General features: G+C 63.9%; 23 protein-coding genes. 15 read left to right on the top strand and 8 right to left on the bottom strand.

Going from position 1 to position 21,031, the window contains the following annotated elements:
• The first annotated feature begins 39 nt into the window (after window positions 1-39).
• A complete protein-coding gene (locus tag GEU01_RS00160; protein ID WP_010506509.1) occupies window positions 40-1,242 on the top strand; it encodes a pyridoxal phosphate-dependent aminotransferase in 1,203 nt (400 codons plus the stop codon).
• Between the two features lie 5 nt (window positions 1,243-1,247).
• Window positions 1,248-2,474, top strand: coding sequence for a pyridoxal phosphate-dependent aminotransferase (locus tag GEU01_RS00155; protein ID WP_019084472.1), 1,227 nt, complete (start codon window positions 1,248-1,250; stop codon window positions 2,472-2,474).
• Between the two features lie 20 nt (window positions 2,475-2,494).
• Here GEU01_RS00155 and GEU01_RS00150 read toward each other — a convergent pair whose 3' ends face one another.
• Window positions 2,495-2,974: a hypothetical protein gene (locus GEU01_RS00150; protein WP_026018369.1), complete on the bottom strand. Its 480-nt coding sequence runs from the start codon at window positions 2,972-2,974 to the stop codon at window positions 2,495-2,497.
• A 19-nt stretch (window positions 2,975-2,993) separates the two neighbouring features.
• Complete coding sequence (locus GEU01_RS00145) at window positions 2,994-3,653, bottom strand: hypothetical protein (protein ID WP_019084470.1); 660 nt, start codon at window positions 3,651-3,653, stop codon at window positions 2,994-2,996.
• 414 nt (window positions 3,654-4,067) lie between these two features.
• Between GEU01_RS00145 and GEU01_RS00140 the strand changes: the two genes are divergently transcribed.
• The gene (locus GEU01_RS00140) at window positions 4,068-4,643 is read left to right on the top strand and encodes a gluconokinase (RefSeq protein WP_019084469.1); all 576 of its coding nucleotides are present in this window, start codon (window positions 4,068-4,070) and stop codon (window positions 4,641-4,643) included.
• A gap of 30 nt (window positions 4,644-4,673) precedes the next feature.
• Here GEU01_RS00140 and GEU01_RS00135 read toward each other — a convergent pair whose 3' ends face one another.
• Window positions 4,674-5,240 (bottom strand): cob(I)yrinic acid a,c-diamide adenosyltransferase, encoded by a 567-nt coding sequence (locus GEU01_RS00135; protein WP_019084468.1) that lies wholly within the window; start codon window positions 5,238-5,240, stop codon window positions 4,674-4,676.
• A gap of 33 nt (window positions 5,241-5,273) precedes the next feature.
• On the bottom strand, window positions 5,274-5,840 hold the full coding sequence (locus GEU01_RS00130; RefSeq protein ID WP_019084467.1) for a DUF4142 domain-containing protein: 567 nt from the start codon (window positions 5,838-5,840) through the stop codon (window positions 5,274-5,276).
• A gap of 557 nt (window positions 5,841-6,397) precedes the next feature.
• On the opposite strand from GEU01_RS00130, the gene GEU01_RS00125 reads away from it, so the two are divergent.
• Together GEU01_RS00125 and GEU01_RS00120 are read left to right on the top strand one after the other, a co-directional pair.
• Window positions 6,398-6,775 carry a DUF423 domain-containing protein gene (locus GEU01_RS00125; protein WP_039794055.1) on the top strand — a complete coding sequence of 126 codons (378 nt, stop codon included), beginning with the start codon at window positions 6,398-6,400 and terminating at the stop codon, window positions 6,773-6,775.
• Window positions 6,772-7,722: an SAM-dependent methyltransferase gene (locus GEU01_RS00120; protein WP_019084466.1), complete on the top strand. Its 951-nt coding sequence runs from the start codon at window positions 6,772-6,774 to the stop codon at window positions 7,720-7,722. Before GEU01_RS00125 ends, GEU01_RS00120 begins: the two co-directional genes overlap by 4 nt.
• Here the strand turns inward: GEU01_RS00120 and GEU01_RS00115 are convergent.
• From GEU01_RS00115 to GEU01_RS00100, 4 genes are read right to left on the bottom strand one after another with little or no spacing between them, the layout of a single operon-like run.
• Window positions 7,717-8,013, bottom strand: a complete 297-nt coding sequence (locus GEU01_RS00115) for a hypothetical protein (protein WP_019084465.1) — start codon at window positions 8,011-8,013, stop codon at window positions 7,717-7,719. The two genes, GEU01_RS00120 and GEU01_RS00115, sit on opposite strands and share 6 nt — an antisense overlap.
• Window positions 8,014-8,058: 45 nt before the next feature.
• Entirely contained in the window at window positions 8,059-9,732 is a 1,674-nt protein-coding gene (locus GEU01_RS00110) for a M3 family oligoendopeptidase (protein WP_019084464.1), read from the bottom strand.
• Window positions 9,733-9,789: 57 nt separating this feature from the next.
• Window positions 9,790-11,727, bottom strand: a complete 1,938-nt coding sequence (locus tag GEU01_RS00105; protein WP_019084463.1) for an OPT family oligopeptide transporter — start codon at window positions 11,725-11,727, stop codon at window positions 9,790-9,792.
• 9 nt (window positions 11,728-11,736) lie between these two features.
• Window positions 11,737-12,315: a hypothetical protein gene (locus GEU01_RS00100; RefSeq protein WP_019084462.1), complete on the bottom strand. Its 579-nt coding sequence runs from the start codon at window positions 12,313-12,315 to the stop codon at window positions 11,737-11,739.
• 263 nt (window positions 12,316-12,578) lie between these two features.
• Between GEU01_RS00100 and ispH the strand changes: the two genes are divergently transcribed.
• From ispH to GEU01_RS00050, 10 genes are all read left to right on the top strand, one after another.
• Window positions 12,579-13,568 (top strand): 4-hydroxy-3-methylbut-2-enyl diphosphate reductase, encoded by a 990-nt coding sequence (ispH, locus tag GEU01_RS00095; RefSeq protein ID WP_085949323.1) that lies wholly within the window; start codon window positions 12,579-12,581, stop codon window positions 13,566-13,568.
• A 13-nt stretch (window positions 13,569-13,581) separates the two neighbouring features.
• On the top strand, window positions 13,582-14,550 hold the full coding sequence (locus GEU01_RS00090; RefSeq protein WP_019084461.1) for a homoserine kinase: 969 nt from the start codon (window positions 13,582-13,584) through the stop codon (window positions 14,548-14,550).
• Window positions 14,550-15,050, top strand: a complete 501-nt coding sequence (gene rnhA, locus GEU01_RS00085; protein ID WP_019084460.1) for a ribonuclease HI — start codon at window positions 14,550-14,552, stop codon at window positions 15,048-15,050. The genes GEU01_RS00090 and rnhA overlap by 1 nt, the downstream gene beginning before the upstream one ends.
• Window positions 15,047-15,772: an ABC transporter ATP-binding protein gene (locus GEU01_RS00080; RefSeq protein ID WP_019084459.1), complete on the top strand. Its 726-nt coding sequence runs from the start codon at window positions 15,047-15,049 to the stop codon at window positions 15,770-15,772. Before rnhA ends, GEU01_RS00080 begins: the two co-directional genes overlap by 4 nt.
• Window positions 15,769-16,539 (top strand): ABC transporter permease, encoded by a 771-nt coding sequence (locus GEU01_RS00075; protein ID WP_019084458.1) that lies wholly within the window; start codon window positions 15,769-15,771, stop codon window positions 16,537-16,539. The genes GEU01_RS00080 and GEU01_RS00075 overlap by 4 nt, the downstream gene beginning before the upstream one ends.
• Window positions 16,540-16,599: 60 nt before the next feature.
• Window positions 16,600-17,505, top strand: coding sequence for a nucleoside hydrolase (locus GEU01_RS00070; protein ID WP_019084457.1), 906 nt, complete (start codon window positions 16,600-16,602; stop codon window positions 17,503-17,505).
• A 179-nt stretch (window positions 17,506-17,684) separates the two neighbouring features.
• Window positions 17,685-18,647, top strand: coding sequence for a phosphate ABC transporter permease subunit PstC (gene pstC / locus GEU01_RS00065; protein WP_026018367.1), 963 nt, complete (start codon window positions 17,685-17,687; stop codon window positions 18,645-18,647).
• Complete coding sequence (gene pstA, locus GEU01_RS00060) at window positions 18,648-19,556, top strand: phosphate ABC transporter permease PstA (RefSeq protein ID WP_010506475.1); 909 nt, start codon at window positions 18,648-18,650, stop codon at window positions 19,554-19,556.
• The gene (pstB, locus tag GEU01_RS00055; RefSeq protein ID WP_019084455.1) at window positions 19,553-20,338 is read left to right on the top strand and encodes a phosphate ABC transporter ATP-binding protein PstB; all 786 of its coding nucleotides are present in this window, start codon (window positions 19,553-19,555) and stop codon (window positions 20,336-20,338) included. The genes pstA and pstB overlap by 4 nt, the downstream gene beginning before the upstream one ends.
• 143 nt (window positions 20,339-20,481) lie before the next feature.
• A complete protein-coding gene (locus GEU01_RS00050; protein ID WP_010506471.1) occupies window positions 20,482-20,991 on the top strand; it encodes a Spy/CpxP family protein refolding chaperone in 510 nt (169 codons plus the stop codon).
• The last annotated feature ends 40 nt before the right edge of the window (window positions 20,992-21,031 follow it).

Raw genomic sequence — 21,031 nt, 5'->3', positions numbered from 1 at the left:
GTGCCGGTCTGTCTTTCACTGTTGATGGATCTTGATATCATGGATCTTACCGCCGCCCGGCTGGACCGGATCAGCCCCAGCCAGACGATCGCCATCTCAACCAAGGCGCGTGCGCTCAAGGCGGCGGGAAAGGACATTATCAGCCTTTCCGCCGGTGAGCCGGATTTCGACACCCCGGACACGATCAAGAAGGCGGCCATGCAGGCCATCGCGGCGGGTGAGACAAAATATACCGATGTCGCCGGCACCCCGGCCCTGCGCCGCGCGATTGCCGAACGCTTCCGCGCCGATAGCGGCCTGGACTATACCTGGGACGAGGTGATCGTTTCCAACGGTGGCAAGCAGATCATCTATAACGCCATGGTCGCGACCATCAATCCGGGGGATGAGGCCATCATCCCCGCGCCATGCTGGGTGTCGTATCCCGATATCGTCTCGCTGGCCGAAGGCACGCCGGTCATCGTGCCGTGCAGCGCGGAAAACGGCTTCAAGCTGCAGCCTGCCGATCTGGAGGCCGCGATCACCCCGCGCACGCGCTGGCTGCTGCTCAATTCCCCCAACAACCCGACGGGCGCCGCCTATTCCGCCGAGGAAATGCGGGGCCTGTGTGACGTGCTGCTGCGTCACCCCGATGTGTGGATCCTGACGGATGATATCTATAACAAGCTGGTCTATGACGGCTTCCGTGCGCCGACGGTGGTGGAGGTGGAACCCCGCCTGCGCGACCGTACGGTGACCATGAACGGCGTGTCGAAGGCTTATGCCATGACCGGCTGGCGCATCGGCTATTCCGCGGCCCCCGTGCAGATGACGCGCGCGATGAACAAACTGCAGAGCCAGTCCACATCCGGCCCGTGTTCGATCAGCCAGGCGGCGGCGGTGGAAGCCCTGACCGGCCCGCAGGACTTCATCGGCACCATGGTCAGCACCTATCAGGCGCGGCGTGACCTTGTGGTGGGCATGCTGAACGAGGCCGCGGGCCTGCACTGCCCGGTGCCGGAAGGGGCGTTCTATGTCTTTCCGTCACTCGTCGGCTGTCTTGGCAGAACCAGCGCGGGTGGCACGCTGATCGACACGGATGAGGCCTTCGTCACCGCATTGCTGGATGAAGAAGGCGTGGCCGCCGTGCATGGCAGCGCGTTCATGTTCGCCGGCCATTTCCGCATTTCCTATGCCACCGATACCGAAAGCCTGAAGGAAGCCTGCCTGCGCATCCAGCGTTTCTGCGCCGGGCTGCGGTAAGGGATATGGACAGGGATGCTGACCGGACCCACCCGCTGTTTGCGCAGCGGATGGACCGCCTGACGGTACCAGCCACCATTGCCATGGCCCAGCGCGCGCGCAACCTGCGTGCGAAGGGGGAGAAGGTACTCTCCCTCGCCCTGGGGGAACCTGATTTCGCCACCCCCGCCGCCGTGATCGAGGCAGCGCACCGCGCGGCACTGGACGGACAGACAAAATATCCGCCCGTTGATGGCACGCCCGCGCTGAAGGCGGCCATCGCGCGCAAGTTCGCGCGTGAGAACGGACTGGAGTACGCGCCAGCCGAAATCATGGTGTCCAATGGCGGCAAGCAGGTCATTTTCAACGCGTTCATGGCCACGGTGCAGCCGGGGGATGAGGTCGTTATTCCCCGTCCGTACTGGGTCAGCTATCCGCTGATCGTGCAGATGTTCGGTGGCACCCCGGTCTATGCCGACTGTCACGAAGCCGATGGCTTCCGCCTGACGGCACAGGCGCTGGAGGCGGCCGTTACGCCGCGCACCAAATGGCTTGTCCTCAACTTTCCCAACAACCCGACCGGCGGGACGATGGGGCAGGCTGACCTGGAGGCCGTGGCCGAGGTGCTGCGCCGCCATCCGCACGTCCATATCCTGTCGGACGAGATTTACGAACACCTGCTGTATGACGGATTGCGGCATCATTCCCTTGCCGCCGTGGCGCCCGATCTCAAGGGGCGCATCCTGACGCTGAATGGTGTGTCCAAGGCCTATGCCATGACGGGCTGGCGGGTGGGATATGTGGGTGGCCCCACGTCCCTGATCCGCGCCATGACGGCCATACAGGGCAGCGCCACGTCAGGTATCTGTTCCATAAGCCAGGCGGCGGCGGCGGCGGCGCTGGATGGTCCGGCGGACATTATCGCCCAGATGTGCGCGGTCTATGCCCGCAGGCGTGAAATGGTGGTGTCCACATTGCGAGCCATACCGGGGCTGACCTGCGCCATGCCGCATGGGGCGTTCTATGCCTATCCGGGTATTGCGGGATGCATGGGGCGTGTTTCGGCTGGTGGCCACCGGCTGGAAACGGATCAGGATTTCGCCATTGCCCTGCTGGCGGAACAGCATGTGGCGGTCGTGCATGGCTCGGCCTTCGGGCAGGGACCTTACCTGCGGCTGTCCTATGCCACCAGTGACGATATCCTGAAGGAAAGCTGCACACGGATCGCACGCTTTGTCGATGGGCTGAACTGACGCCCATCGATAAAGCGCGATCAGTCCGGATCGGGGGAGGGGGGGCAGAGCAGGAAGACCCCCTCCGTCACGATGGCGGGCAGCAGCGGCATGGCCAGTGGCAGTCCCGACAGGCCAATCGCCCCGGCGGATGCGGCGCAGGTCGCCATGTAGCCCGTGCGACCGCCCAGCCGTTCGGCAATGACAAACAGGAACACGGCGAGCAGTTCCAGTATGGCTGCCCCGCCCAGCCGCAACGGGTGGGCCTGTGTCTGCACGCCCATGTCCGACAGTAGGCGTAACAGGGCAGGCGACTGGCCATCTGCGCCGCCCAGCCCGAACATGAACGAAAAGGGCAGGATCAGCACGCCCAGTATATCGCGCAGCAGGTTTACCAGCCCGCTGACCAGTGGCAGCAGGACCATGATCGCCAGGCTGGCTGAAGTACAGGTCGCGACAATGACAAGTCCAACCTGACGTTGTCGGGCCGCCGGATTATGTCGCGGGGCTTCCGGAGTCATGCAGGTGCGCCGCCAGCGCCTAGCGCAGCCACCACTTGACGGGTTCGGGTTCGTCCGCCGGCGTCCCGTCCTGCGGGGTGGTGGCCTGTGTCGGTGCGGGGCGGGGATCTGCGGCACGCTGTCTTGATTTCAGGCGTGCCAGTTCTTCACGCAACTGGTCGTTTTCTTCACGGGCATTGTACAGATCCGCACGCACGGCCAGTAATTCCGTATCCTGCGCTGCCAGTTTTCCCTTGTGTTCCGCCGCGATGACATCGGCATGGCCAATGCGCGTGGTCAGGGAACGGATCTGTGCATGTGCTTCCGACAGGCGCAGTTCAGCCTGTTCGCGCAGTTTCTGCTCGAACTGCACCTTGTGGCGCAACTGTTCGATTTCACCACGGTCTTCCTGTTGCGCATGAATGGCGCGTGGCGTGGCACGCCCGGTAGCCAGGGAGTGATGTTCGACCCGGACATCGCCATCCTGCACGAATTTGCGCCGACGCTGCGTGGGATCGGCCTGACGGGCCGGGCGGGCCTTGGGTGCCGGTGCCTTTGTGCCGCCAGCGCCACGCGGCGCGGGCTTGCCCTTGCCCAGTCGTTCAAGCGCCTGTCGGAATGCGGATTCATTCACTTCTTCCCGATGGGCGTTCTGGTCTTCTTCTTTCGGGAAGGAAAGAAAATCATTATATGATGACACAGCGGAACTCTCGATAATCAATGCACCATGAACGGTGTGGCTGAAATTATATTTAGGAATCTATTCCTACAGCCAGTGTACCAATGGCGCCTGTCTTTAGGTGATTTACTGAGTATATAATTCTTTTCCGCCAACTTGCGCAAGGGGATAAGGAATAATATGGGCTGATAACATATTATTTATTATTTAAGGTTATTTTATAAGTAAAATAATATTTTCATAATATAATAAATAGAAAAATATAAATATAATTTTGCATATATTTTTATGCGCCATCTAATTGGTGTATAAAAATAGCATCTTATATTCTGGCGGTGCGTGATCGTACGCCGCAGGACGCTTGCGTTCAGGGGGCAGGTTGGTCCAGATAAGATGTAATATGGGTTTTCGTGATAATATCCGACAGGATGCGGAATGTGTAACATCAACCAGCAGGCGGTTTCGGTTTCTCTTTCACGCAGGCTGCGCCAGGGTAAGCGACCATGCGTGCTGATTGTCATGGGAGTTTCGGGATGCGGCAAGAGCACCTTGGCCCAGCTTATGGCCGACCGCCTGGGGTGGCCCGTGATTGAGGGTGATGACCTGCATACCGCGCATAACATCGCCAAGATGAGCAACGGCATCCCCCTGACGGATGAAGACCGCGCCCCGTGGCTGGACCGTATCGCGCAGCAGGTCCGGCAGTGGGGGGATGCGGGCCAGTGCGGGATCGTGACCTGTTCCGCGCTGAAGCGGAAATACCGCGAACATATTGGCGGCGGCAGTCAGGATGTCTGTTTTGTCTATCTCAAGGGAAGCAGGGAAGACATCGCGCCGCGCCTGAAGGAGCGGACCGGCCACTTCATGCCGGTCGCCATGCTGGACAGCCAGTTCGCGACATTGGAAGAGCCGGACATGGATGACGAAGTCGTCATGGCGCTGGATGTCAATGCAGCGCAGGATATCCTGGCGGAACAGGCCAGTGCGCATCTGTCCGGCCTGCCTGCGTGATGCGGGGATCCGCCCGCCCGCCCGTTCAGTTCAGGTCGGGCGGGGGGAAGCGGGCGCCCATGTCAGGTCGGCCGCCCCGTTGTCATTAAGGTGGCGCCCCAGCACGAAGAGGTAATCCGACAGGCGGTTCATGCAGGCGGGAATATCGGTGCCGATATCGTCCTGCCGCGCCAGCGTGGCCAGTCTTCGTTCCGCCCGGCGCACGACGGTGCGCGCCAGATGGGCGTGGGCCGCGGCAGGCGTGCCACCGGGCAGGATGAAGCTGCGTAGCGGCGGAATATCCGCGCGCAGGCGTTCGACTTCCTGTTCCATGGCCTGAAGGGCTTCTGCCGCATGGGGAAGCGGGCGGGGCGGACTGGCAGGCATGCAGACCGCGCCGCCGATATCGAACAGCAGTCCCTGTATCCATGCAATGAACGTGGCGTTGCGGCCGGTGGGAAGGGTGCCGCGCAGCAGGCCGATGATGGCATTGGCTTCATCCAGCGCGCCAAGGGCCTCGATCCGGGCCGAATCCTTGGGAACCCGTTCCCCGTTGCCCAGCGATGTCTGTCCCCTGTCCCCGCCGCGCGTCACGATACGGTCGATGCGAATGGTCATGAATGATCCTGTATGTAAATCCGGTCGCAACGCTTATCGGGTGGGCTTGCTGGCCCCAAGCTTCATGGCTTCGTTCAGGTGCGCCTGAAGTGTGTCCGCCGTGGCGGATGCATAGGCCTTCAGGTCCGGGTCGCTGGCTGATTCCGCTTCGTTCTGGAACATGGCCAGCGCATCGCTTGCCGCCTGGGCCTGCAGGTCAAGGTAGGTGCGGTCGAATTTGGTTCCGTTCTGGGTCTTCAGGTCATCTGCGACCTCGGCTTCGTCCGAACTCATGTCCTTGTGCAGTTCCAGGCCGTGCTTCAGCGTCATGGCAGACAGGGTCTTCTGGTTCGCTGTGTGCATTTTCAGCGATTTTTCAGCGAATTCCTGCACTTTCGGGCGCTTGGCCTGTGTCGTGGCCATTTTTGAAATGGTCATTTCAAATGTGTTCAGCGCGGAAACGTTTTCGGCAAAGGTGGAATCTGATTCCGTCAGCGGCGGCAGTGTCGGTGCCGCCGCAGTTGCCGCCGTGGGGGCGGGCGCAGGTGCGGGACGGGCCATGGCGACGGCAGGAAGAAGGCTGACAGACGCAAAAAGGAACCAGACTGCGTAATGTTTCATATTGTCATCTTCCTAACGTGTGAAACCCAGGCGGTTTTACTGAATGTCATGCCATTTTATCAGTTTTGGCGGACCATACAAAGCGGCCATGCGGGATAGGACAGGTCTTGTGCAACCAGTTCCGGGCAGGGTGTTGATAATAAAAACTGCTGCGTATCCGTGTAAATATCGGTAAAATTAAAATATATCTATATATAATTAATCATTAAAAATAATAATATATGTATAATAATAAAAAATAGTATAAATTAAATGAATTTATGAAATAATAACCAAATATAATTGGTATTTTTGTAAAATTTCCAGAAATTTCATGGATATGTCGTCTTGCATGGAACATTTTCGTTTCCTGCAGTAACGAATTCAGTTTCGTCGCAATGCGGGGACCTGACTGTGCCGGTGGGCACCGGTCCCGTGTATGAATGGAATTTCATGATACCGCCATCTGGCACGACAGCTTCCCGCCAGCGTGACCTATACGATTGACCTATGTGCGGAGTAGGGTGTGCCCGCCCGTGCCCGATGCGGGTCGTCACCCTGTTTTGCGGATACCCCGAATGCCTACTGTTGTCAGGTTCCTCTTGTGTTTTGCGGCACTGGCCGCGTTTTCCGGTGTCATGGGGGGCGCACTGACCGCTCATCTGCCCGACCGTTTCTTTGCCGAAGGCGGGCGGGACATGGCCCGTCAGGCCATACAGATGCAGATGTGGCACGCGCTGGCCATTATCGGCATTTCGGTCCTGATGATCCAGCAGGGGTGCAGGGTGCTGGTTTCCATGTCCGGCTGCCTTATGGCAGTGGGCACCATTCTGTTCAGCGTGGGCGTGGCGCTGACCGCGTTCTGGGGCATTCATCCCGGCCCGGTCGCGCCCACGGGGGGCAGCATGCTCATGCTGGCGTGGCTGCTTCTGGCCGTCGGGGTCATGCGTTCATGAATGCAACGGACAGTACACAACCGCCCTGGACAGTACGCAGCGCGTATCTGGCGCCCCCGGGGTTTGAAGCCGTCATGGAACAGGAACTGGCCCGGCGGGGGGCTGGCGACCTGTGCTGGCATGGGCGTCTGGCGTTGTCCGCCATGCCGCCGGTGGCCTGCCTGTGGGCGCTGGACATATGGGATGCACCGGAAGAACACCCGGTCCCGTCCATAAAGGGGGCGGCGCGGATCATGCGGGCGATCCAGCGTAACTGGGCGGGATATGCGCCAACGCTGCACCGGCGCAGCGCGCTGGTCACCGATGCGCTGCCGCCGTTGCGGCCAAGACCCTTTGCCTTTCCCGCCGTCGGGCCGGATGCGCATCTGGGGGCATGGACGCTGCTTTCGGCTGACCGGCTGCTGCTGTCGCGGACCAAGTCCTCACCTTTCATGAATGGCGAGGTTCCGTTTGTCGAAAACCGTACCGATCCGCCCTCGCGCGCCTATCTTAAGCTGTGGGAAGCCCTGCTGCGCCTGGGGCAGTGGCCGGTGGCGGGGGAAACCTGCATTGACCTTGGGGCCTGTCCCGGTGGCTGGACATGGGTTGCGGCCAGTTGCGGGGCGCATGTCACCGCCATCGACCGCTCGCCCCTGGCAGAAAACGTGGCGGGCCTGCCTAATGTGACGTGCCGGTACGAAAGTGCGTTCGGGCTGGATCCGGCCAGTTGCGATCCCGTGGACTGGCTGTTTTCCGATATCATCGCCTATCCCGCGCGCCTGCTGGCGCTGGCGCGGCGGTGGATTGATTCAGGCCGCGCCGCCCGCATTGTCATGACCATCAAGTTCCAGGGTGAAACCGACCATGACACGGCGGATGCCTTTGCCGCCATTCCCGGCGGCCGGGTGCTGCACCTGTGGCACAACAAGCATGAACTGACCTTTTTCTGGCGGCGCGATCCGTCATGAGGCGGTGTGGCGACGGCTGATCAGCCTGTCCGCCACTTCCACCACCGCGATCGCCAGCAAGCAGCATACAAGGGCGACAGCCATGACGATCAGCCGTTCCTGCTCGGTCGCGTCATTCGCCCCGGCCAGACGGTACAGCGCCAGCCACATGCCGGTTCCGGCAATGCGGTCCACCATACCCGCCACGACGGCGCTGAAGCGCAGGCTGAGCATGAACACGCCCGTCAGCACAAGCACCGCCAGCGTCTTGCACACGGTCCGGGTAATGGTGGGGGGCGGGGTGGAAGACATGACTTCCCCTTGGTGATGAAGGGCATGTGACGCCCGCATGGGCGATCAGGCGTTCAGGATATCGCGCGCCGTGCGGACCACATCGGCCAGCGTGCCCGGCTGGAAGGGCGACTTCAGACCTGCAGAACGGACCAGCCGGGTAAAGGGTTGCGCCCCACCCTGTGCGCACAGCGCGACATAGGCCTGCAATGCGCCATCCATGTCCGTACGGCTGCGGATCCAGAACTGCATCGCGCAGCACAGCGCCAGCGCGTAATCAATATAATAGAAGGGCGAGCGGTAGATATGCCCCTGCGCCTGCCACCGTCCCCCCATGGCCGGATGCGACAGGCCGCCATAGTTGCGCCACGGCAGGTAGCGCTGTTCCAGTCGCTTACACGTGGCATGGCGTTCCGCCGGCGTCATGTGCGGGTTGGCATAGATCTCGGTCTGGAAGTGATCGACGCAGACCCCATAGGGCAGGAACGAGAGGGAGGAGATCAGGTGCATCTGCCGGAAGCGATCGCCCTGTCCTGCCTCCACCATCAGGTCGATATGCGGCCATGTCAGGAATTCCAGCGCCATGGAATTGATTTCGGCCCCGTCCATGGTCGGCCACAGCAGGTCAACGGCAGGCAGGCCGCGACTTTTCCAGTTCTGGTAGGCATGGCCCATTTCATGGGTGAAAACGTTGATGTCGTGCTGCGTGCCGTTGAAATTGGCAAAGATGAACGGCATGCCCACCGTGGGGAAGGACGTGCAGAACCCGCCCCCCGCCTTGCCGGGCCGGTTGACCAGGTCCAGATAGCCCCCATCGCGCATCCGCCCGAAAAATCCGCCCAGATCACCGCCCATGCGGTCAAACATGGTCTGCGCGCGTGCCAGCAGCACATCATGGTCCCCCGCCGGGCGCGGATTGCCCTTCGGGTCGATCAGCGGTTCATCCCATGAATACAGGACGTCCCATCCCATCGTCTCGCACCGCTTTCGCAGGATGTCATGGACCAGTGGCACGACATGTTCATGCACCTCGTCGCGAAAGCGCGCGACGTCCGCCGGGCCATAATCCACCCGGCGCATGCGGCGGTACGCCAGCGGAATATAACTGTCATAGCCCAGTGTTTCTGCCATGCCGTGACGCAGGCGGACCATCTGGTCAAACAGGGTGTCGAGCCGTGTGGCGTTCTGTTCGAAAAATGCCCATCTGGCCCGTTCGGCCGCATGGCGCGTGGCGCGGTCCGTGCTTTCGGCATAGGGGGCAAGGCCGGACAGGTTGACGTGGGTGCCGTCAATTTCCACCCGCGCACTGGCCAGCAGGGTGGTGTATTCGCCACTCAGCCGGGCTTCTTCCTCCAGCGCATCGGCAATGCGGGGGTCGAAGGTGGTGATGTCGGTCTGCCACAGTTCCAGCGTATGGGGCGTGACCACCTGCGCCACCGCCGTGGGGTCGGGATATTCCAGCAGCCTGCGCTTCAGCGCGACTTCATGCGCCGTGACATGCGGCGTCAGGGCATCGGCATAATCACGGTCGGCGCGGGCGGCGGGGCTGGTTGTGTCCTGTGCGAAGCGCAGGTCGACCAGCGCGGACCAGCTTTCGTAATCGCGACGGATCGTATCAAACAGGCGGGCGGCATCCGGTACGTTGCCCTGGTCCAGCAGGGTCGAGACCTGACCAAAACGCAGCCCGAGCGCGTCGCGCGTGGGGCGTGGGAAATCAAGGCTGTCAAAATGGCGCAACATGCCGGGCAGGGTGCCATGGAAACCTTGCCTGCGTCCATGCCCGATTATCTGACGCGCCTACCGCCGGTTCCGCCGCAGTTGCATGGCGCAGAACCACGCGCACAGCGCGCAGAACGCGCCCAGCCCCGCCCAGTCGGCCAGGGGCGCATTCATGCCCGCGGGCAGCAGTGAAAGCGGGCTGTCGCGCCCGCTCAGCGCGGACAGGCTGGCCAGTACCACCCCCGTCAGGCTTTCCCCCACGATCAGGCCCGATGCAATCATGGTGCCCTGATGACTGCCCGCACCCGCGGTCAGGCGGGTGATGACGTGGCCCAGGATCGCGCCGATGGCCAGGGTGAGGGAAACGCTCATGGGCAGGTAGATGCCAACCCCCACCGCAAGCGGCGGCAGCGCGCCCCGTCCCGTGCGGCGCAGCCCGGCATCGATCCCGATCAGCAGGCATCCGGTTCCCACGCCCAGCAGCAGCATGTTCCAGTCAAGCTGATGCAGGAAAATGCCCGATGTGATCAGCAGCAGCAGCGCGGGCTGCGGGGCGGCCAGCGCATGGGTCGCGTCCATGCCCGCGCGCGGCATCGCCCCCACGAAACCATAGGTCTGGTACAGCACGTTCAGCACTGGCGGAATGATGACCGCCCCGGTCAGGCAGCCAATCAGCAGGACGGCTTCCTGCCTCCATGGCGTGGCGCCTACCAGCCGGCCGGTTTTCAGGTCCTGCAGGTTGTCATTGGCGATCGCGGCCGATGCCGTGATGGCGGTCAGGACATACAGGCAGAAGCCGATGGCGAAATGCTGCCCGTCCGCCCCCGCGAACAGCCCCAGCAGCCGCAGCATGACAAATACACAGGACAGGCACATCGCGGCCAGGATGATGACGCCGGAAATGGGGGATGACGAAGATCCCACCAGCCCCGCCATGTACCCACACGCCGCCGCCACGAACAGCCCGACACCCGCGCAGCACGCAAGCCCCGCGATCGTGGCCACGAGTGCGGACAAAGCAGGCACGTAAGGATGTGCGAATACGAAAAACAGCCACCCGACCACCATCAGCACGATACCGGCGACGGCGCGCATGGCGCGGGGGGAAAGGTCGGTTTCGGTGCGGGCGGCATGTGTATCGCCCTGCGTGCGTTCCAGCAGGGCGCGCACGCTGGCCAGCAGCGGGTGGCCCATGCGCAGCACCGTCCATATCGCGGCGATCCCGATCAGCCCCACGCCAATGAACCGTGCCTTGTCCTTCCACAGGCTGGTGGCAAACGCACCTGCGGGCAGGCCTGCCGGGTTGGGCTGGACATGCGCCATGACGGGCACGATGATTTCCCATGTCATCACCGCCCCCGTCAGCATCGCGATGCCCCCTTCCAGTCCAACCAGGTAACCCGCCCCCAGCAGCGCGGGCGAAAACCCCAGTGACAGGCGGAAGGCCGACACGCCCCAGACAGCAGTCGCCGTCATGCCATCCCCCAGCACGCGCAGCCCGGTGGTGGCGAAGGTCATGACCGCCGCCAGCACGCCGCCGTGCATCAGGGCGCGGATGGCGCCACGGTCCTCCCGCGCGGCGCCCGCGCGCAGGATCTCGGCTGCTGCCACCCCTTCGGGAAAGGGCAGGGCCGGGTCCGCCAGCATGACGCGGCGCAGCGGGATGGTGAACAGCACCCCCGTCATGCCGCCCGCCGCCACCAGCAGCGCCGTCAGCGCGAAGGGGAAATGCTGCCACACCCCGGCCATGACCAGGGCAGGCAGGCTGGCGAACACGCATGACAGTGTGCCCGCGGCGGAAGCCTGCGTCTGGACCAGATTGTTTTCAAGGATCGTGCCCCCGCCCAGAAGCCGCAGCACCGCCATGGAAATGACGGCGGCGGGGATGGAGGTGGCGATGGTCAGCCCGACCCGCAGCCCCAGATAGACATTGGACGCGGTAAAGACGACGGTGATCAGCGCACCGATTACGATGCCGCGCCATGTCAGTTCGGATGGCTGGGAAGGATTGGCCAAGACGGCCCCTTACATCTTGTGGAAGGTCGGCATGACAAGATGCGCGCGGTTGAAGTCAAGCTGCGCCTTGGTCAGCTGGAAGCCGATCTCGATATGGTACTGGTCGCTGTGGATATGGCGCGACACCGGCAGCGTGATGGGAATGTTGCGCGTATGGGTCAGGTCCTGCATGCGCCCGTTGTCAAACGACACGTGGGCGACGAATTCCTTCTTGCTCTTGATCTCGCCATTGAACACCACGGCGACGAAATACGGGATGTTGACGAAATTCACGTTCGATGCCGGGCCGCGTTCCACATGCAGCCCGATTTTCATGTTCGTCATGACGGTGCGCTTCTGCCCCGCCTCGCACGATCCGACCACGCGGGTCAGGCTGGCGCGCGCGACCAGGTGGGTCACGTCATGATCGTTGCCGCAATACTGGTAGTAATCCGCGGCTTCACCGGGAATTTCCACCACGGGACAGGCCGGGGCGAAATCGATCGAATCGGATTCGCTGGAACAGGCGGCCAGCAGGGGCACGGCCCCCAGCATGCAGATTTTCAGGGCGTTTCGCGACAGGCGAGATAGCGCAAGGGCAGGAATCATGCGGGTATTCCGGGTAGGTCAGGTGTGGACAGAGGCCCGCCCAGCGGGGGATGGCCGGGGTGCAGCGCAATACCGGCAGGGCGACGGGGGAGGACAGACATGGCACAGTACGTTAGGATCAACGGGAAAATGGCTTGCGCCATTGCCGCGGTTTGCGTAGGGCCGGGACCATCGCACGGGAGACCGGCGCCGGAACTGTAGCAGATCGCGGCCCGTATCCTATACCGCCCGCCGGATGTTTGGGGAACACCATGCCCGACCAGATGATTCATACGCCCGATAATACCGCCCCCACCGAGGCCCCGCCCCGTGTCCTGAAAGTACTGCTGGCAGGGCCGCGCGGTTTCTGCGCCGGCGTCGATCGCGCCATCCGCGTGGTGGAAGAAGCCATCCGCCGCTATGGCGCGCCGGTCTATGTCCGGCACGAGATCGTCCATAACCGCACCGTGGTCGAGGCGCTGGAAGCCCAGGGCGCGATCTTTGTCGAGGAACTCGATGAGGTTCCCGCCGACGGGCAGGTGGTCTTTTCCGCCCACGGCGTGCCCAAGACCGTCCCGGCCGAGGCCATGCGCCGCAACCTGCTGTATCTGGATGCGACGTGCCCGCTGGTGTCCAAGGTCCACCGTGAGGCCGAGCGTCACTTTGCCGATGGTGGCCCCGAAAGCCGCCATATCCTGATGATCGGCCATGCGGGCCACCCCGAAGTGGTCGGCACGATGGGCCAGCTGCCCGCGGGCGCGGTCACCCTGATCAACGACGCCGAGGAAGCGCGCACGGTCCAGCCGGCCGATCCCTCGCGCCTGGCCTTCATTACCCAGACCACGCTGTCGGTCGATGACACGGCGGAAATCGTGGATATCCTGCGTGACCGCTTCCCCCTGATCGAAGGGCCGCGGCGCGAGGACATCTGCTACGCCACCACCAACCGGCAGGAAGCGGTCAAGGCGATCGCACCGGGCTGCGACCTGGTGATCGTGATCGGTTCGCCCAATTCGTCCAACTCGCAGCGCCTGCGTGAGGTGGCCGAGCGTTCGGGCGCGCCGCGCGCACTGCTGGTGCCGCGCCTGAACGCGCTGGACTGGTCGGCGCTGGATGGCGTCGCGACGCTGGGCATCACGGCGGGGGCCTCCGCGCCGGAATCGCTGGTTCAGGAAATGGTGGCGGCCCTTGCCAAGCGTTTCACGCTTGAGATCGAGGAAATTACCGTCAAGGAAGAAAACGTGGCCTTCCGCCTGCCGGCGCCACTGGGCTGAACCGTATTCCCACATGGCAGTCTATACCGAAGTGCCGGAAGATGCGCTGGCTGCGTTTCTGGAAGGCTATGACATCGGCAGGCCCGTCGCCTGCCACGGCATTGCGGAAGGTGTGGAAAACAGCAACTTCCTGCTGAAGACCACACAGGCCACCTTCATCCTGACGCTGTATGAGCGTCGGGTGAACCCCGATGAACTGCCATGGTTCCTGGGGCTCATGCAGTACCTGGCGCAGCATGGCCTGTCGTGCCCGCTGCCGGTGGCCGACCGGCAGGGGCGCACGCTGCGCACGCTGTCCGGCCGTCCCGCCGCCATCACCACCTTCCTGCCCGGCGGCTGGTCGCGGCAAGTGGATGTGGACATGTGCGCGCAGGTGGGCGGGGCGCTGGCGCGGCTGCACCTGCTGGGCGAGGGGTACGTGGCCGAACGCCCCAATTCCATGGGGCCGCAGGCATGGACCGACCTGCTGCGGGCATGCCGGGCGCGTGGGGACGAAGTTCGGCCCGGACTGATACGCGCGATCGCGGATACGCTGGCGCGCGTGCTGCCCGCATGGCCCGGCACGGGTGGCAACCCGTCCCTGCCGCGTGGGCAGATCCATGCCGACCTGTTTCCCGACAATGTCTTTTTCCGTGACGGGAAACTGTCGGGCATCATTGATTTCTATTTCGCTTGCACCGACTGGTACGCCTACGATCTGGCCATTACCGTCAATGCATGGTGTTTTGATGACATGGGCCGTTTCGTGCCCACCCGTGCGCGCGCCATGGTGGAAGCCTACCGCCATGTCCGCCCGCTGGAGGATGCGGAGGACGCGGCCCTGGCCACCCTTGCCACGGGTGCGGCCATCCGTTTCACGCTGACCCGCCTGTATGACTGGATCAATACGCCCCCGGATGCGCTGGTGACGCGCAAGGACCCGCTGGACTATCTGGCGCGCATGGAATTCTTCGCGGCCCGCATGGATGAAGGTTTCCTGTGATGGACGAGGACATGGCCCCCGTGGAAAACGTGGCACCCGCCACCGACATGGTGGAAATCTGGACCGATGGCGGGTGCAAGCCCAATCCCGGCCCCGGTGGCTGGAGCGCATTGCTGTGCTGTCGCGGGCAGGAGCGTGAACTGTCGGGCGGCGAGGCGGAAACCACAAACAACCGCATGGAACTGACCGCCGCGGCCGAGGCGCTGGAGGCGCTGAAACGTCCCTGCCGTGTCGTGCTGCACACCGACAGCGAATATGTGCGCAATGGCATCACGCGGTGGAGCACGGGCTGGGTGCGGCGCAAATGGCGCAATGCATCCGGTGACCCGGTGGCGAACATGGATCTGTGGCGGCGGCTGCTGGATGTCAGCGCGAAGCACGAGATCGAGTGGAAATGGGTCCGTGGCCATTCCGGCGACGTGAATAACGAACGTGTGGACCAGATGGCCACTTCGGCGCGTGACGCGCTGGGCATTCCCTATCCCAAGCGTGGAAAATGATGCGCGCGCCCCCTGCCATCCATCTGGAAGGGGTGGGGCTGGATTTCGGGGCCGCGCCGCTTTTCCGTAATCTGGACCTGTGTATCGGGGCCGGGACCATGACCGTGCTGCTGGGTGCCAGCGGTGTTGGCAAGACATCGCTGCTACGCATGCTGGGCGGCCTGGTCGCCCCTGATTACGGGCGTGTCGTGGCCGGGGACGGGCTGCCCCTTGCCGGACGGGTCGCATGGATGGGGCAGCAGGACCTGCTGCTGCCATGGGCGACTGCCATGGACAATGTAATGCTGGGCGCGCGCCTGCGTGGCGACCGGCTGGACCGCGACAGGGCAGGGCGCCTGCTGGATTGTGTCGGGCTGTCATCGCACGCGGCGGCCCTTCCGGCCACGCTGTCGGGGGGCATGCGGCAGCGTGTGGCGCTGGCGCGGGTATTGTATGAAGACCGTCCGGTCGTGCTGATGGATGAACCTTTTTCCGCACTGGACAGTGTGACACGGGCACGCATGCAGGATCTGGCCGGCCGGATGCTGGCGGGCCGGACCGTGGTGCTGATTACCCATGATCCGCTGGAAGCCTGCCGTCTGGCGGATCACATGCTGCTCATGGCCGGGCATCCCGCACGGCTGGACGGCATTGCCGTCCCGGCGGGGGCCGTGCCGCGCGCGGTGGATGACGCGGGCGTGCTTGCGGCGCAGTCCGTGCTGCTGCGGATGATGATGCAATGACCGGCAAGGCCACAGCACGGAGCATGCGCCTGCTTGTCACGCTGGCCGGTCTGGTGGCCTTGTGGGGCGCGCTTGCGCGCTGGGGACATGTGCCGCCCTATATGCTGCCCGGCCCCGATGCGGTGGCGCGTGCGCTGTGGACGCAGCGCGCGCAACTGGCCCCCGCCGCCCTGACCACGCTGGAGGAGACGGTTCTGGGCCTTGTGCTGGGAATCGGGGCGGGCGGCGCGCTGGCCATCGGCATGGCGGTCTGCGCGCCGCTGCGGCGGTGGGTCATGCCCATGGTGCTGCTCAGCCAGGCGGTGCCGGTTTTCGCGCTGGCGCCGCTGCTGGTGCTGTGGTTCGGATTCGGCATGGCGTCCAAGGTGGTCATGGCGGTGCTGGTCATTTTCTTTCCCGTCACGTCGGCGCTTGGCGATGGCCTGCGCCAGACCGAGCCGGGGTGGATGGACCTTGCCCGCACCATGGGGGCCACGCGGTGGCGGGTGCTGGTGCATGTGCGCCTGCCCGCGGCCCTGCCGTCCTTTGCGTCGGGCGTGCGCATGGCCACCGCCATCGCACCGATCGGGGCCGTCGTGGGGGAATGGGTCGGGGCGTCGTCCGGCCTCGGGTTCCTGATGCAGACGGCCAATACCCGATTCCAGACGGATCTCATGTTTGCCGCACTCGCGGTGCTGGCAGTCATGACCGTGCTGCTGTGGTGGGGCGTGGACCGGTTGCTGGCGCGTGCGCTGTACTGGCTGCCCCGGCATGCTGATGTTGACTGAACTGTTGTAACACGTCACCACCACCGCTAATCGCGCAACCCAATGCAGGATGGATGCCCAATGACACGCCCCATCATTCTTGACCTGACACCCGGCGCGCAGGGAATGGCGACCCTGCTGGCGGCGCTGCAGGTGCCTGACCACGTGCGCCCGGTGCTGGTGCTGTTCAGCGGCAGGGCCGCCGAAGTCGAGGTGGCGCTGACCCATGCGCGTGACCTGCTGCACCGGTACGGGCTGGATGATGTCGCCGTGTGCGCGGGCTGTCCCGGCCCGATGGTGCAGGCCGGGGACGTGGGGCATGACCTGCCCGTGGGGCAGGATGGGCTGGGTGCGCTGCATCTGGTGCGGGCGGTGCGGGCCTGTCCGGCGGACAGCGTGAGCATATGCTGTTCCGGCCCGCTGACCACGCTGGCCCTGGCCCTGGTGCAGGCGCCCGACATGGCTTCGCACCTGCATGGGGTGATTGTGAATGGCGGCGCGTTTTTCGTGCATGGCGATGCCACCAGCGTGGCCGAACGCAATATCGCGGCCGACCCGGAAGCCGCGGCTGTGGTGCTGGCGGCGGGCGTGCCGGTGACCCTTGTGCCGCTGGACTGCGCCGCGCGCCTGACGGCGGATGCGGTGTGGATGGAACAGCTTGAGCCGATGGGCCGCGTCCCGGCTTCCGTCGCGGGCAGGGTGCATGCCGAACTGGTGGCCGCGCGTAACGGCGGCGCGCGTGGCAGTGGGGTGGATATTTCTCTGCGTGCGGCAGCCCCGCTGCTGGCGCTGCTTGGCCCCGGTCTTTTCAGCGGCCATCTGGCGCATGTCGATGTGGAATGTCGTGGCGAATTTACCCGTGGCATGACCGTCGCGCACCGCATGGGGCCGCCGGGCGTGCAGCCCAACGCGCTGGTGCTGGAACGCATGTCGGTCGAGGCCGTGCGTGGCGTGCTGCGTGACCTGCTGCTGGGCGTGCGTGAATAACCGGTCCGGGCCATCGGAATCGCACAAAAATACAACGATCTGGTGCAAACTTGGGCCACGGGCGATCATGACGGTTGCAGAACCGCCGTTCCGTCCAGTATTGGTCCCCGCATTCCGGTGCGTCCGCGGGCGCGAATGTTGAGAACAGTGAAGCGTGTGGCGGCGCGGAGGTCTTCTGTATGGATCGGTCTGCAACATCCCCTTCGGCCCTGACGGGGGTGGCAAGGGGCAACGGTGATGCCGTATTCGCCACCATCGTGCGTTGCGCCGCCGTCCTGATCCTGCTGGGGCTTGGGGGCATGGTGGCCGTCATGGCGTGGGGCGCGCGGGGCGCGTTCGCGACATTTGGCCCGGCCTTCATCGTGGACAAGGCCTGGAATCCCGTAACGCAGCATTTTGGCGCCGCCGCCCCCGTGTTCGGCACGCTGGTCACGGCCCTGCTGGCCATTGTGCTGGCGGTGCCGCTGGCCTTTGGCATCGCGGTCTGGCTGACCGAAATCGCGTCGGCGCGCATTGCGGGCGTCATCGGCACGCTCATCCAGCTTCTGGCGGCGGTGCCGTCCATCATCTTCGGCATGTGGGGCTTCGCGGTGCTGGTGCCGTTCATGGCGCATTATGTGGAACCGTTCGCCAGCCATACGCTGGGGCGCGTGCCCGGCATCGGCCCGCTGTTCCGTGGCGCGCCCTATGGCACCGGCTTCCTGACGGGGGGCATGATCCTGGCGGTCATGATCACGCCGTTCATCTCCGCCGTGATGCGTGACGTGTTCCTGTCCATGCCCGCCGTGCTGAAGGAAAGCGCCTACGGGCTGGGCATGACACGGTGGGAGGTGGTGCGCCGCATCATCCTGCCATGTTCACGCACGTCCGTGGTCGGCGGGATCATGCTGGGGCTGGGCCGCGCGCTGGGGGAGACGATGGCGATCACGTTCGTCATCGGTAATGCCAACCATATCGGCTGGTCGCTGTTTTCCCCCGGCAACACCATCGCATCGCTGATCGCGCTGGAATTTCCCGAAAGCGCGATGGGCAGCCTGAAATTTTCGTCCCTCATGGCCGCGGGCTTCCTGCTCATGCTGATTTCACTTGGAACACTGGTCTGTTCGCGGCTGCTGCTGCGCACCAGGGCGGCGGGCCGATAAATGGCGGGCCGGGATAACGTGACGCAGGCCACCACCGCGCCCTGCGCATCCGCGCGGTGGCAGGGCAACGGCCTGTCCGACATGCGCAGGCGCATGGTCGACCGGGTGGCGACGGGGCTGTGCTGGGCTGCCACGGTCCTTGTGCTGCTCATGCTGTTTTCCATCCTGTTCGTGCTGGTGCGCAACGGGGTGGGAGGGCTGCGCTGGATCACCTTCGTGCACGTGACCCTGCCGCCGGGGCAGGGGGGCGGCCTTGCCAACGCCATTGTCGGCAGCCTGATCCAGACCGGTCTGGCCGTGCTGATCGGGGCGCCGGTGGGGCTGCTGGTCGGGATCTACCTTGCGGAATTCACGGCCACCGACAACCGGTTCATCAACATGGTCCGGTTCATATCCGACCTTTTGCTGTCCGCGCCGTCCATTCTGGTGGGGCTGTTCATCTATATGATCGTGGTGGTGCCGACGGGGCATTTTTCCGGTCTGGCGGGCGCGTTGGCGCTGTCCATGCTGGTGGTGCCGGTCGTGGTGCGCACCACGGAAGACATGCTGCGCCTCGTGCCGCTGTCCATGCGTGAGGCGGCAATCGCGCTGGGCGCGCCACGGTGGCGGGTCATCCTGTTTGTCTGCCTGCGTGCCGCGCGCGACGGGGTGGCGACGGGCATCCTGCTGGCGCTGGCCCGCGTATCGGGTGAGACGGCGCCCCTGCTGTTCACCTCGCTTGGCAACATGAACTGGTCGGTATCCCCCGCGGCCCCCATGGCCAGCCTGCCGGTGACCATCTACCAGTATGCCGGCGCTGCGTACGAGGACTGGACCGCGCTGGCATGGACCGGGGCGCTGCTGATTACGGCGGGTATCCTCATGATCAACATAACCGTGCGGCTGGGGCTGGGACGTAACAGGAAATGAATATGACAGTGGCGGAAAAACAGCCGGTGCCAGCCGCGATTTCGGTGCGTAACCTTGATTTCTATTACGGCGCGAACCACGCGCTGAAGAATATCTCGATCGATTTCCCGCAGGGACAGGTGACGGGCATGATCGGCCCGTCCGGGTGTGGCAAGTCCACGCTGCTGCGCGTGCTCAATCGCATGTATGACCTCTATCCCGGGCAGCGCGCGACGGGGGAAGTCATTTTCGATGGCTGCAACATCCTTGGCCCGAAGGTGAACCTGAACGTGCTGCGCGCGCGGGTGGGCATGGTGTTCCAGAAGCCCACGCCGTTCCCCATGTCGATCTATGACAACATCGCCTTTGGCGTGCGCCTGCATGAACGCCTTGACCGCGCGGCCATGGATGCCCGGGTGGAGGATGTGCTCAGGCGCGTCGCCCTGTGGCCGGAAGTGCGCGACAGGCTGCACGATTCGGCGTCCGCGCTGTCGGGCGGGCAGCAGCAGCGCCTGTGCATCGCGCGCACCATCGCCACCCGGCCCGAAGTGGTGCTGCTTGATGAACCGACCAGCGCGCTTGATCCCGTGTCCACCGCCCGGATCGAGGAACTGCTGGATGAACTGAAAACCGATTTCACCATCGCCATCGTGACCCACAACCTGCAGCAGGCCGCGCGCTGTGCCGATCAGGTGGCTTTTTTCTATATGGGGGAGGTGGTGGAAGTGGACAGCGCCGACCGCATGTTCACCGCGCCGCGCGAAAAACGCACGCAGGACTACATCACGGGCCGTTTCGGTTAGGCCTGCATACCTTACATTTTGTAGCAAGGTTTGCACACACTGAACACATGGGGTGTTGTAGCGTTACGTTTACAGGCCTTGCATGACCGGCCTGAGCCATGCAGGGTAGCAAATACGTTATAACAGGAGTAGACTTGGTTCCCATGATGAAGAAAATGATTCTGGCCGCCACGATCGTTGGCGGTATGGCTGCAGGTTTCTCCGGTCAGGCCGTTGCGGCGCACCATGCGCCTCCCCCGCCGCCGGGCGGTTGCGGTGGCCCGGGTGGCCCCGGCGGGTTCGGCATGCCGTTCCTTGGCAATGTGCAGCTGACCTCCGCGCAGCACAAGAAACTGAAGGCCATCCTGCAGGACAGCCATCCCGATTTCCGTGCCGACATGGATAAGGAGCACAAGCTCCACCAGCAGATCCAGGACCTGCTGGCCACGCCGGGCAAGGTTGATGAATCCCAGATCGTTGGCCTGCAGCAGCAGATTGCCCAGATCCACCAGCTGCATGAGGCGGCCCGCCTGCAGACCGCGATCCGCATCCATGACATCCTGACCACGGACCAGCTGAACCAGATCCGTGAGACGCAGGACAAGGTCGCCAGCCTGCATGAGCAGCTGCGCGCGCTGACGGCGCCCCCGGCACCGGAAGATGCCAAGAAGTAAGATCTCCCGCCCGCCCATGGCGGGCTGAGGGTCAAGGCGG

The sequence above is a fragment of the Komagataeibacter europaeus LMG 18890 genome, assembly GCF_000285295.1.
GTDB lineage: Bacteria > Pseudomonadota > Alphaproteobacteria > Acetobacterales > Acetobacteraceae > Komagataeibacter > Komagataeibacter europaeus.
The sequence above is the reverse complement of the archived record's forward strand: the minus strand, read 5'-3'. Positions and strand labels throughout refer to the sequence as shown.